This window comes from Lactovum odontotermitis, from assembly GCF_054658595.1.
This window is the reverse complement of sequence record NZ_BAAGGQ010000007.1, coordinates 36,547-48,246: the sequence shown is the minus strand read 5'-3', so window position 1 is coordinate 48,246 and position 11,700 is coordinate 36,547. Positions and strand designations below refer to the sequence as shown.

The following is an 11,700-nucleotide window of genomic DNA, read 5'->3' as shown; positions in this document are numbered from 1 at the left end:
AGACCCTTAATTTTTACGCCAATATTATGGACATTTCTTTGTTTAACGTCCTTTTATTAAAAGAAATCGGGAAATTTCACGTGACATTAGATAAACAAATATTGATAATAAAATTAATTAGATGTATAATGTAACCGTATAAAAAAGTTTTTATTTTTAAGAAGGAAACACATGAAAACTAGTACTGCAAAAATCAAGAACTTTGCTCTTTCACAAAAATAGTTTTGTAAAGTCTTACGGCATGTGACGATTCTATGTAGCGTGTTTTTTCTTTAAAGCAGAATAAAGTTTAACGATAAGCAAAATATGCTATACTTTAGACTGTGAATTTTGAGCACATTTAGTAGAAAGAGGCAGAAAAATTTTGATTGTTTTAGCAGGTACTATCGGCGCTGGCAAATCCAGTCTGGCAAAGGCTCTGGGTGAGCATCTGGGCACGGAGGTTTTCTATGAATCTGTGGATAATAATCCTGTGCTGGATTTGTATTATAAAGACCCGAAGAAATATGCTTTCCTGCTGCAGATTTATTTCTTGAACAAGCGCTTTGAGTCTATCAAAGCGGCTTATAGAGAGGATAACAACGTCCTCGACCGCTCGATTTTTGAGGATGAGCTTTTTCTGACACTGAATTACAAAAACGGCAATGTGTCTAAAACTGAGCTGGAGATTTATCAGGAGTTATTGGCCAATATGATGGAGGAGCTGGCGGGTATGCCGAAGAAGGCTCCGGATTTACTGGTCTATATTGATGTCAGTTTTGATACCATGCTCGCGCGCATTGAGGCCCGCGGCCGTGACTATGAGCAGTTTGAGAAGCAGCCTGAGCTGAAGGCTTACTACAAGCAGGTCCATGAGGAGTATCCCGGCTGGTATGAGAGTTATAAGGCTTCGCCCAAGATTCGAATCAATGGGGATGGAGTTGATTTTGTGAATAAGGCAGAGGATTTGGAGAAGGTTCTGGCAATGGTTGATGCTGAGCTGGTGAAGCTTGGAAATAAATGTTAAAATAGAGCTATGTTGAATAAAGAAAAACTTGCGGATTTTGATGTTAAATTTGATGCGCCGCTGTCTGATTATGCTTACACGAAGGTCGGCGGTCCGGCTGATTTTCTGGTCTTTCCGCGTTCGCTTGATGAGTTGTCTGCGCTGATAAAACTTGCCCGGGAATCGGCCACACCTGTGACTGTGCTGGGGAATGCCAGCAATCTGATTGTGCGGGACGGCGGGATTCGCGGCCTGGTGATTCTGCTTGACCAGCTGGACAAGGTCAGCGTGTCCGGCTTGACAGTCGGTGAGGCGCAGAAGGGCATCAGTTATGAGATTGCGGCGCAGGCGGGGGCTAAGCTGAAAGATGTGACCGCATATGCGCTGGAGCAGAGTCTGACGGGCTTTGAGTTTGCTTGCGGGATTCCCGGCAGTATCGGCGGGGCTGTTTTTATGAATGCGGGTGCTTACGGCGGCGAAATTAAGGATGTTCTGGTCAATGCGTCCGTGATGGATGCGCAGACGGGCGAGATTTCGGTGCTGGGGCGCGACGATTTGCATTTTGGCTATCGGAGTTCTAAAATAAGGGAAGAGGGCCTGATTGTTTTGTCGGCGACTTTCCGGCTTGAGCTGGGGGATCGTGAGATGATTCGGGCGCGGATGGATGACTTGAATGCCCAGCGTGCGAGCAAGCAGCCGCTGGAATATCCGAGCTGCGGCTCCGTTTTCAAGCGGCCGGAGGGGCATTTTGCCGGGCAGCTGATTCAGCAGGCAGGCTGTCAGGGGCATCGTATCGGTGGTGTGGAAGTTTCGACGAAGCATGCGGGTTTTATGGTCAATGTCGCTCAGGGAACTGCGGCGGATTACGAAGATTTGATTAAATATGTCATCGAAAAAGTCCAAAAATCTTCAGGTATCACACTTGAGCCTGAAGTAAGAATTATAGGTGAAAGAACTCAAAATCGCTGATTTGCTTAGCGATTAAGAGTTTTATAAATAGAAAAGGAAGGTACAAAAATGGATTTGAAATTAAACGGAAAAACCGCTCTGATAACCGGTTCAACTAAGGGAATCGGGCGTGCGATTGCAGAATCGCTGGCTGCAGAAGGAGTAAACGTCATCATCAATGGGCGCACGATGGCTGCTGTAGAGCAGGTTTCAGCTGAAATAATGGCGAAATTCCCTGCGATTAAGGCACTGGCTGCGCCTTTCGACCTTTCTGTTGAAAAAGAGCGACAGGAGCTTTTCGAGCTTTTCCCTGAAGTGGACATCCTGATTAATAATATGGGAATTTTCGAGCCGGCAACTTTTGAGGAGCTGGAGCTTGATGACTGGCGTTACTATTTTGAGGTTAACAGCCTGGCAGGCCTTGCTCTGTCGAATTTTTACCTGCCGCAGATGCTGGCAAAGGACGATAATGGCCGTATTATTTTTATTGCCTCCGAAGCTGCTATTATGCCAAGTCCCGAAATGCCGCACTATTCAATGACCAAGACAATGAATTTGAGCCTCGCAAAGACACTTAGCTGGGAGACGCGCGCCTCGTCCGTCACGGTTAATACAGTGATGCCCGGCTCAACACTAACCGAAGGCGTAATTAATATGCTGCTGAAATTGTATCCTGATTTAGCGCCGATTGAGGCTGAAAAAGAGTTTATGGCAGCCAATCGCTCAAGTTCGGTTATTCAGCGGCTCATCCGCCCGCGTGAAATCGGCGATTTTGTCTGCTTTGTCGCAAGTCCTCTGGCTGGTGCTTTTTCAGGAGAAGCTCTGCGCATGGACGGCGGGCTGGTACCGACGATTTTTTAAACAAATGTGAATCATATTGATGGACACTGATTATAAAGTGTCCATTTTTTGTTAAGACGAAAATGTTTATGGTGTACAAAATTGATTGTTAAGAGCTCAAACATAACGTTTAGAGACTTATCAGCGTTACAATTTCAAATACGGCAAAAGGTAGCTCTCTCGTATTATCTTTCCGAAAAACTATAATTTTCTTGACAAAAATATATCCCTGTGATATACTTCTATTATCATGAAACGTGAATTATTAATCGAAAAAATTGACAAACTCAAGGCACAAATGCCCGACTTTGTTCTGGAGTATTACCAGTCAAAACTGGCGGCCTCTTATTCGCTCAACACTTTATATGAATATCTGAAGGAATACGAACGATTTTTCAGCTGGCTGACCGACTCCGGCGTGACGGATAAAATCACGCTGAAAACCCTTGAAAATCTTCCTAAAAAGGATTTAGAGGCCTTCATTCTTTATCTGCGCGAGCGACCTTTGCTGAATACGGATTCGAACAGCTTCGGCGTCTCGCAGACGACGATTAACCGCACGATTTCAGCACTTTCCAGCCTTTATAAGTTCCTGACCGAGGAGGTCGAGGGAGCGGATGGCGAGCCCTATTTTTACCGCAACGTCATGAAAAAGGTGAAAACCGCAAAAAAACACGAGACTTTAGCGGCTCGTGCGGAAAATATTAAGGGAAAACTCTTTCTGGGCGATGAAACGCAAGGTTTTCTTGACTATATTTCTAACGAATATGTGAATTCTTTATCAAACCGTGCAAAATCAAGCTTTGAGAAAAATAAAGAACGTGATTTGGCCATGATTGCGCTCATGCTGGCTTCAGGCGTGCGTTTGTCTGAGGCGGTGGGCGTCAATCTGCGTGATTTGAACATCAACACAATGGTGGTCGAAGTCACACGAAAGGGCGGAAAGCGTGATGCCGTACCGATTGCCAAGTTTGCCAAGCCCTATCTGAAGGCCTATCTGGAAATCCGTGAAAAACGCTATCAGCCGAAAAAGAAGGAAACAGCGCTCTTCCTGACGATTTACCGGGGAACTTCTTCTCGCATCGATAACTCCTCGGTTGAGAAGTTTGTCGCGAAATACTCACAGGGTTTCAAAGTTCGTGTGACGCCGCACAAACTGCGCCATACTCTTGGCACACGCCTCTATGCTCAAACTAATTCTCAGGTGCTGGTGTCACATCAGCTGGGGCATGCGAGTACCCAGGTGACGGACTTGTATACGCATATTGTCAATGAGGAACAAAAAAATGCGCTTGATAATTTGTAAGTTTATGAATTCGCGTCAGCGAATCATTTCCCTCCTACTTCATAGGAATATACAAATCAACTTCCGAGTCGGGATTGTCGTAGCCTAGAAATCGATCGTCGTAGAGCTCAAAGTCCTCTCGTTCCCCATCTATTTCTTCGCCGGCTTTTGCCCGCAATTGCAGCGACCAGGTTCCCCAAATGTAGTCAAAAGTCTGCGACAGTTTTTCCAGTGTGCCTCTATGGGTGAAGACGGCATAACGTCCGCCGGGGATAGTTTTGCAGACAAAATTCTCGGGGATTCCATCATAGGACGACACTTCTGCCGCCGCTACCTCAGAAAACATGATGTCCTTTGTCATTGTGTAGAGTGTGTTCTCATTACAGGCTTCGCATATTCCAAATCCGCGGCCATTTGTCACACGATGAGGGAGTTGCGAAAATTGACGGCTTGCCTCTTCCCATAGTTTCCGCAGCTTGTTGTCTTGCAGACTGGTTTCTCCGCGGAGCCCTGCGGTCTTGATCTCCGGAAGTTCCAGAATTCTCGGATGAACGGTTACATTGACGAGTAAGTGGTCAATCAAATCCGTATCCAACTGGTCTTTTTTCCCGAGCAGTATATTTAAACGGTTCTGACGATAGCTTTTCGGACTGACGCCGTAGATGCTTTTGAAAGTGCGGCTGAAAGCCTCAGGCGATTCGAAACTGCTCTCCATGGCGATGTCGATTATTTTTTCATCCGTATAAAGAAGGCGCTTGGCTGCTTCTGCCAAGCGCCGTTTTTTGATGTAGCTGCCGATTCCTTCCCCTAGAACTGCGGTGAACTGCCGATTAAGATGGTAATAGGAATACCCTGCTGCTCTTGCCACCTCTTCCACTTTGACATCGTCACTCAAGTGGTTTTCAATATAGCTCACGGTTCGTACCAGTGCCTCACGATAATCCATTCTTTCTCCTTCAGGGGACCTTTTAAAGCTGAGCGCCCGCTCATTAGCTGCGAGGCATAAGTCCCCAAGTACCAGGACTTGCTTTTTCAATATTGATTTTAATCTCTTTTTCAGTATTTTCGAGCGGCTTACTGACATCGAAATTCTCCCAGCCGTTTTCCGGGTTTCCACCCCAGCAGAGCTCAATCATGCCGTCTGTCGGAGAGATAAGCATACTCTTTGTAGTTCCGAAAAACTCAGTAAAGTAATCTGTACTTAGTCCATTCGGATATTTTGACAGCATCATTGCTTTGAGCTTTTCACAGGTAATAGCTTTGTCGCCTGCGAGTTCCTGCGCAATATAATCATAGCGCTTCTGGGAATGAGTCATGATTTCAGGCTCAAGAGGGAACAATTCCGGCAGAATAGCATGATTCGTCGCGAAAATCAGCTGATCTTCTGTTGAGTGATCAATACGCCGCGTTGCCGTCTGACCATCAATTGTTTCAATAAGTGCGGCACTGCCCGATTTATCTGCCAGGAGCAGATTCATGTTGGAAGCGACAGGCATCTCCTCAAGATAAGACAAAGCTTCATTGACATCACGGCAGTTTTCCAAAAGTGTTCTGACGACTGCCCAATACTGGAGTCCCTTGATTTTCGGCGCCCGCATATTCGGCAAGGCGCCGACAGGAAAACCGCAGGAGGCGAATGTCACACTCAATCCGCATTCATTGATTCCGTCATCTCTTCCTATATTTAAAACCGATGTGCCGATATGCGTATATTTTCCTTTTACGGCAGTTCTCACGAGGCAAAAGTCTTCCATCTCATCACTGAACTCATAGTTTCTGGCGACGAGCATTTTCCCATCCGCAGTGCGAGACGGCAGCAATGCAATATGACTGCATCGAGGGGTGAGATAAGTCATGGCGTAAAAGAAAAGCTGTTCACGTTTAACTCCAAGTACTTCTGCAAATTCAGAAAGTTCCTCATTAAGACCTGGGCAATAACGTTTGAAAAGTTCCGCGGCTTCTTTCATTTCTTTACTGCTGAAAGCCTCTATCGCGCTATTATTACTATGAAGTGCTCGCAAGGCAGGGACCTCTTTTACAGTATGTCCTAGTGCAGCACCAATCTCAGTGTTTGTACCCTCTAGATTAATTGTGTGTGTATGTATTGTTTTCATGCATTCATTTCCTTTCTTAGTATGAGTATATCGAAAGATCAGAAGCTGTGCATGATATTTTCTGCTATTTAATTTTCAGCCACTTCTTATGCTCAATGGCGAGAACGATGATGAGACTCACTAAAGTCAGATATATCGGGAATGCTAGCGAGGCGAAGTTCCAGACTTTCATGGCGAAAAAGCTGGTCAGCGGTGTGAAGATGCCGCCTAAGTAGGTTGAGACGTGCTCTGATTCCGGGTATAGCCAGGCTTTTGCTACGGTTGGTGCTGCTGCCAGTGCATCGCTCAGAATCGATAAGGCAATCGCCCAGTTTGGATCCTTGGTCAAAAACCAGACGACCAGCACGAGGATTGAAGACGCCGCACAAATATAGTCAAATCTGCTCAGCCGCCACTGAGCATTTTTATTGACAAAACTGGCTGCTAAGATAAGTAATGGTGTAAAGCCACCCATAAAAACGGGCAGGGCTGACCAGGTAATACCTGTCGAAAAAGCCGCAATGGCGCCAACCAGCGGGCCAAACGACCAGAGCAGCCAAGTGACCTTGTTCGGCCGCACTTCTCCCTTAATTGTCTTAATGATATAAGGAATCGCTGTTCCCAGAGAAATCGCGGCTCCGATGAAAACCAGATATTGCATACTCTCTCCTACTAAGTAAGTAAAATTTAAAAACTTGAAACTTTTGGAAGTTTAAAAATCAGCGCGTGAAGATGCGTCGAACAATATCCAGCGCCTGGTTCAAAAAATCTTCAGGAACTCTCTCTCCAAACTTTGCATTCCTTGCAGTGTAATCAATTGAAACAATCTGATCAAGCAAGACTGCTCCAGATGTTTCCAGTTCCGGCGGCAAATCCAAGTACAATGGGAGTCTACGTCGTGTTGTTGAAATCGGCGCAACCTGTACCACATTTGTATAATCTGCAACAATATTATTGGACAGGACAAGTAAAGGGCGGAAACCTTGCTGTTCGTGCCCTTTTTTCGGATTCAGATTTGCCCAGATGATATCTCCCTGTTTTGGCTTTATCCCATTCTCTACCACGCTTCTTCTCCCATACTTTCACCAAAATCAATCAGAGGTTCGCGTATCCCGTCATCCTCATACTCTTTAAATAAATAAGCAAGCGAGCCGTCATCCTGGTCCTCAGCGACACTCAGAATGAGCTGGTGATTTTCAGAGATTTCCGCATTAAAAGTCCTAGCATTAGTCCACTGCAGCTGCTGCAGAAGTTTTGCAGGAATTCTTATTCCTTGTGAATTCCCCCATCTATTGAGTGTTAATTTTTCCATTACAGAGCTCCTTTGTGTATATACAGTATATACTTTTCCTGAAAAAATGTCAATTCTGTTGCTTACTATGAATATGGAGAAAAAAAGCTACCTAGAACAGGTAACTTTTCAATATTTTTAGAAATTCAGCAAGCCCAGGAAACTCTCAGGCTCAAGGCTGGCACCGCCAACCAAAGCACCGTCAATATTCGGCTTCGCCATCAATTCAGCAATTGTCTCAGGTTTTACTGAGCCGCCGTATTGGATGCGGACTTTCTCAGCCACTTCGTCGCTATAGAGCTTGCGGACCGTGTCGCGCACCACACCACAGGTCTCGTCAGCAATTTCAGGCGTCGCCGTTTTACCTGTACCGATTGCCCAGATTGGCTCGTAAGCAATGACCAGATTTGAAACCTGCTCAGCTGTCAAGCCAGCCAGCCCAGCCTCGATTTGGCCGGAAACCCATTCAGAAGTCTTGCCGGCTTCAAAAGTCTCCAGAGTCTCGCCGCAGCAGAGAATCGGCGTCACACCAGCAGCAAACAGCGCTTTAGCCTTTTTGTTGATGTCTTCGTCAGTCTCGTGGAAATACTCGCGGCGCTCGCTGTGGCCGATGATAGAGTATTCAATGCCTTCAGCAGCCAGCATCGCTGGCGAAATTTCGCCTGTGAACGCGCCAGAGTTTTCAAAATAGACGTTTTCAGCAGCTACGGCGTATGGATTCTGACCGCGGTGATGCACAAGCGGAACCAGATACAATGCAGGGGCTGCAATTGCGACTTCGATTTTTTCAGGGTCCGGCAGCTTGCCGTCAATCCCGGCAATAAAGGCAAAAACTTCCTTGAGGTTCTTATTCATTTTCCAGTTACCGGCAATAAGCGGTTTACGTGACATAAAATTTCCTTCTTTCAATTTTTAATCCCTTATATTTTATCATTTTTTATGATAAAATTGTTAAGTGACTATTGCGGACAATAGCAGATTGAGGAAAGAGGTTAAAAAAAAAGAATATTATGATTGAAAAGATTTTACTTTCGGGCTACACAAAGCGTGAATCTCAGGGCGTTTACAGTGTTTTGCTGGACACGGAAAAAGGCGAATTGGCGCAGCTCACTGAAGTTGCCCGTGTCGGCAATCCAACCTACCTGACCCTGGATGCGCACGGCCATCTTTATACCGTGGCGGCTGGCGCAGGGAAAGTCGGAGGCACTGCCGCTTTCAGCTTCGACGGTGAAAAAGCGACACCGCTCAACGAGGTCATGACTCTAGGCGCTTCCAACTGCTATGTTGCTGTTGATGAGGCGCGCAACCTGGTTTACGGCGCGAATTATCACGAAGGTGAAGTCCGTGTCTATAAACGGGAAAAAGACGGAACGATTGAACTGGTTGATACAGTCAAGCATGATGACCATCATGGGCCAAAACCTGAACAAACAGGTGCACTTTGTCATTATGCCAACTTGACACCGGACAACAAACTGGTGGTTTGTGATTTGGGCAATGACTCCGTTTCTGTCTATGATGTTGCAGAAAGCGGTAAATTGACCGAATTCAGCGTTTACCAGTCAGCTCCAGGCTCTGGCGACCGCCACATCACCTTCTCCCCAGACGGCAAAACAGCTTACCTGGCCTGCGAATTAGATTCGACCGTCGAGGTACTGGAATACAGCGACGGCGAATTCAGTCTGCTGCAGAAAACGACGACGCTGCCGGCGCATCACAAGGGCTTCAACGGTCTTGCAGCGATTCGTCTGAGCTCGGACGGAAAGTTCCTTTATGTCTCAAATCGCGGACATGATTCATTGGCCGTTTATAAAGTTGCTGCTGACGGTCGCTCAATTGAGCTCATGGATGTTGTCAAAACTGAGGGAAACATTCCGCGCGACTTCAATTTTGCCGGCGACGAGCAATTTATCCTGGTCGCCCATCAGGATTCTGACAATTTGACTTTGTTCAAGCGCGACCAGAAGACAGGCAAGCTGAAACTGCTCCAGAAAGACTTCTACGCGCCTGAGATTACCTGTGTGCTTCCAGTCAAGATGTGAAGCACGCCCGCTTTGAAGCGTAAAGAGTTGCGACTCGACTAGGTGCTTTAGCGCCGTAGCGAGAGTCGACAGCAGCCCCATTCGGGCAGATAGGAAATCGCGGTTCTGCCCGTAGGGCAGGTTCCGATTTATCCCACGGTGGTGGGGAAAGCGATCTGTAAGCGGCTGAAGCCGCAACAGCCTGCTTTTCTAATCTTCTAGCTTCAGGCGTGCTGCGACTCGACTAGGCGCTTCAGCGCCGTAGCGAGAGTCGACAACAGCGTCCGTAGGACGCAGACAATTTCAGAAGCTTTAGCTTCTAGAAATTGCCAGAGCTTTAGCTCTGTGTGAACTCAATTAAATGACAAAAAAATTCAAAAAAACGAGGCAGATTAAACCTCGTTTTTCCATTTTCTTGCGACTTCTTCATCTTGCTTCATTTGTGCAATTAGAGCTTCAACATTGTCAAATTTAACCATGCCGCGGATGCGCTCGAGCCAGAGGACGGTCAGATTTTCGCCATAGATTTCTTCATCAAAGTCAAAGATGTTGATTTCAATGGTTTTTTCTTTGCCGCCGAAAGTGTCGTTATAGCCGATGGACGCAAAGCCGCGCATGCGCACGCCGCCGCGCAGTACATCCACAGTGTAGACACCGACTGCCGGCAGGTGAATATAGTCTTTGATGACCAGATTGGCCGTAGGGTAACCCAGGTCGCGCCCGCGGGCAAAGCCGTGTACCACAATGCCAGTCGTTTCATATTCGTAGCCTAGCAGTTGATTGGCCTGACCCACGTCTCCTGCCTTGAGCAGATCACGGATTCGACTAGAAGAAATCTTCCCGCCGCCCTCAGTGAGTTCAGGCACATGAACGACACGAATGTCGTCCGTAGATTCCAGATTGACCATGTCAGAGCCAGTCGTGTAGTCAAAACCTGTCACAATGACCTGCGGATTCAGTTTCTTGCAGTAATTTTCGACAAATTCTCTGGACGTTGATTTGGCGAATTCGGAGGTCAAAGGCTTGTAGAAAAGATAGTCAACGCCGTTGGCCGCAAACAGTGCCTCACGTTTCTTGTCCGAAGTCAGTTTCAGCAGCATTTCAGGCTCAAAGCGCTTGAACGTCAGCACTGCTTTTTCCGGAAAAGTCAAAACGGCGACTTTCAGATTTAAAACCGAGGCAATTTTCCTGGCTTCGGTAAAAAGTGCCTGGTGACCGCGGTGCAGACCGTCAAAGTAGCCAAGGACGAGGACTGTATTTTCGCGGAATCCGTCACTCTCTTCATCAAAATTCATTGTTTTCATATTAATATTTTCTTTGGTTTTAGTTCATTTTCAAGCTGCAGGCAGACGCCGACCAGCTGGTTCTCGTAGAAGACAGCCACAGGCTCGCCGATTTCAGCAAGCTGAGGGGATTTTATTTTCTTTCCGACACGGATGTCTTCAAAGTCTGATGGACTGAGCTCAGCTTTCGTGAGTTCTGACACGGCGAATTTCAGAGGCAGGAGGATATCGCTCAAAGAGCTGCTGTCACGTGCTTCTTCGATTTCTTTCAATGTTTTGGCGGAGCCAATGTCCAGGCCATTCGCCATGGTTCGCTGGAGCCCTGACATGTGCCCGGGATAGCCGAGTTTTGCGGACAAATCGACCGCCAGTGTCCGAATGTATGTGCCCCTGGAACAAGCCGCCCGGAAACGGAATTTAAGCGTTTTATCCGCAGCATTAAACTCGAGCGCTGAAGTTCGGCTGAATTCTCTGATTTCGATTTCGCGCACTGGCCGCTCTACTGTCTGGCCGGCGCGAGCGTATTCGTAAAGCTTCCTGCCGTTGACCTTGACCGCAGAATACATCGGCGGCGTCTGATGAATCTTGCCGACAAAGCTTGTCATTGCGGCGTCTACCTCTGCTTCAGTCAGCTCTTCAGGTGCGACTGATTTACGCTCAACCACAGCACCTTCGGCATCTTCAGTTTCGGTAGAGAAGCCCAGCGTGACCTCGCCCTCGTAGATTTTCCCGCCCCCGTCCATGTACTCCAGCAGGCGCGTGGCCTTGCCGACAGCCACCGGCAAAACGCCCGTCACTGCCGGGTCCAGCGTCCCGCCATGCCCGACTTTCCTGGTTTTTAAGATGCCGCGGAGCTTCTGCACCACGTCGTTTGAAGTCCAGCCGGCTTCTTTGTAAACATTTAGTATTCCGTCCATCTTTAAAATTATAACAAAAAATGGCTTCTTCCGCCAT

General features: G+C 47.1%; 13 protein-coding genes. 5 read left to right on the top strand and 8 right to left on the bottom strand.

The annotated features are described in order from the left end of the window. Positions 1-364 precede the first annotated feature (364 nt). The 4 genes from ACYQ2E_RS05375 (at position 365) to xerS (ending at position 4,079) form a co-directional block, all read left to right on the top strand. Positions 365-1,006, top strand: a complete 642-nt coding sequence (locus ACYQ2E_RS05375; protein WP_460017049.1) for a deoxynucleoside kinase — start codon at positions 365-367, stop codon at positions 1,004-1,006. Between the two features lie 9 nt (positions 1,007-1,015). Then, positions 1,016-1,954 (top strand): UDP-N-acetylmuramate dehydrogenase, encoded by a 939-nt coding sequence (gene murB / locus ACYQ2E_RS05370; protein ID WP_460017048.1) that lies wholly within the window; start codon positions 1,016-1,018, stop codon positions 1,952-1,954. Positions 1,955-2,002: 48 nt separating this feature from the next. Further along, positions 2,003-2,794, top strand: a complete 792-nt coding sequence (locus ACYQ2E_RS05365; RefSeq protein ID WP_460017047.1) for an SDR family NAD(P)-dependent oxidoreductase — start codon at positions 2,003-2,005, stop codon at positions 2,792-2,794. Between the two features lie 229 nt (positions 2,795-3,023). Next, positions 3,024-4,079 (top strand): tyrosine recombinase XerS, encoded by a 1,056-nt coding sequence (gene xerS, locus ACYQ2E_RS05360; RefSeq protein WP_460017046.1) that lies wholly within the window; start codon positions 3,024-3,026, stop codon positions 4,077-4,079. 34 nt (positions 4,080-4,113) lie between these two features. On the opposite strand, the gene ACYQ2E_RS05355 is transcribed toward xerS, so the two are convergent. From ACYQ2E_RS05355 to tpiA, 6 genes are all read right to left on the bottom strand, one after another. After that, positions 4,114-5,004, bottom strand: coding sequence for an AraC family transcriptional regulator (locus tag ACYQ2E_RS05355; protein WP_460017045.1), 891 nt, complete (start codon positions 5,002-5,004; stop codon positions 4,114-4,116). Between the two features lie 43 nt (positions 5,005-5,047). Then, positions 5,048-6,172, bottom strand: a complete 1,125-nt coding sequence (locus ACYQ2E_RS05350; protein WP_460017044.1) for a C45 family autoproteolytic acyltransferase/hydolase — start codon at positions 6,170-6,172, stop codon at positions 5,048-5,050. Between the two features lie 64 nt (positions 6,173-6,236). After that, the gene (locus tag ACYQ2E_RS05345) at positions 6,237-6,812 is read right to left on the bottom strand and encodes a hypothetical protein (protein ID WP_460017043.1); all 576 of its coding nucleotides are present in this window, start codon (positions 6,810-6,812) and stop codon (positions 6,237-6,239) included. A 58-nt stretch (positions 6,813-6,870) separates the two neighbouring features. After that, entirely contained in the window at positions 6,871-7,215 is a 345-nt protein-coding gene (locus ACYQ2E_RS05340; RefSeq protein WP_460017042.1) for a type II toxin-antitoxin system PemK/MazF family toxin, read from the bottom strand. Next, entirely contained in the window at positions 7,209-7,463 is a 255-nt protein-coding gene (locus ACYQ2E_RS05335; protein ID WP_460017041.1) for an AbrB/MazE/SpoVT family DNA-binding domain-containing protein, read from the bottom strand. The genes ACYQ2E_RS05340 and ACYQ2E_RS05335 overlap by 7 nt, the downstream gene beginning before the upstream one ends. Before the next feature lie 117 nt (positions 7,464-7,580). Then, entirely contained in the window at positions 7,581-8,333 is a 753-nt protein-coding gene (gene tpiA, locus ACYQ2E_RS05330; protein WP_460017040.1) for a triose-phosphate isomerase, read from the bottom strand. 119 nt (positions 8,334-8,452) lie between these two features. Here tpiA and ACYQ2E_RS05325 point away from each other — a divergent pair, with 119 nt between their 5' ends. Further along, on the top strand, positions 8,453-9,484 hold the full coding sequence (locus tag ACYQ2E_RS05325) for a lactonase family protein (RefSeq protein ID WP_460017039.1): 1,032 nt from the start codon (positions 8,453-8,455) through the stop codon (positions 9,482-9,484). Positions 9,485-9,855: 371 nt separating this feature from the next. On the opposite strand, the gene ACYQ2E_RS05320 is transcribed toward ACYQ2E_RS05325, so the two are convergent. Both ACYQ2E_RS05320 and truB read right to left on the bottom strand, forming a co-directional pair. Continuing rightward, entirely contained in the window at positions 9,856-10,767 is a 912-nt protein-coding gene (locus ACYQ2E_RS05320) for a bifunctional riboflavin kinase/FAD synthetase (protein ID WP_460017038.1), read from the bottom strand. Next, on the bottom strand, positions 10,764-11,663 hold the full coding sequence (gene truB, locus ACYQ2E_RS05315; RefSeq protein WP_460017037.1) for a tRNA pseudouridine(55) synthase TruB: 900 nt from the start codon (positions 11,661-11,663) through the stop codon (positions 10,764-10,766). Before truB ends, ACYQ2E_RS05320 begins: the two co-directional genes overlap by 4 nt. Positions 11,664-11,700 lie beyond the last annotated feature (37 nt).

Bases quoted from the DNA above. Each gene is read 5' to 3' on its own strand.
- murB (WP_460017048.1), top strand. From the start codon at position 1,016: ATGTTGAATAAAGAAAAACTTGCGGATTTTGATGTTAAATTTGATGCG.
- ACYQ2E_RS05365 (WP_460017047.1), top strand. From the start codon at position 2,003: ATGGATTTGAAATTAAACGGAAAAACCGCTCTGATAACCGGTTCAACT.
- xerS (WP_460017046.1), top strand. From the start codon at position 3,024: ATGAAACGTGAATTATTAATCGAAAAAATTGACAAACTCAAGGCACAA.
- ACYQ2E_RS05355 (WP_460017045.1), bottom strand. From the start codon at position 5,004: ATGGATTATCGTGAGGCACTGGTACGAACCGTGAGCTATATTGAAAAC.
- ACYQ2E_RS05350 (WP_460017044.1), bottom strand. From the start codon at position 6,172: ATGAAAACAATACATACACACACAATTAATCTAGAGGGTACAAACACT.
- ACYQ2E_RS05345 (WP_460017043.1), bottom strand. From the start codon at position 6,812: ATGCAATATCTGGTTTTCATCGGAGCCGCGATTTCTCTGGGAACAGCG.
- ACYQ2E_RS05335 (WP_460017041.1), bottom strand. From the start codon at position 7,463: ATGGAAAAATTAACACTCAATAGATGGGGGAATTCACAAGGAATAAGA.
- tpiA (WP_460017040.1), bottom strand. From the start codon at position 8,333: ATGTCACGTAAACCGCTTATTGCCGGTAACTGGAAAATGAATAAGAAC.
- ACYQ2E_RS05325 (WP_460017039.1), top strand. From the start codon at position 8,453: ATGATTGAAAAGATTTTACTTTCGGGCTACACAAAGCGTGAATCTCAG.
- ACYQ2E_RS05320 (WP_460017038.1), bottom strand. From the start codon at position 10,767: ATGAAAACAATGAATTTTGATGAAGAGAGTGACGGATTCCGCGAAAAT.
- truB (WP_460017037.1), bottom strand. From the start codon at position 11,663: ATGGACGGAATACTAAATGTTTACAAAGAAGCCGGCTGGACTTCAAAC.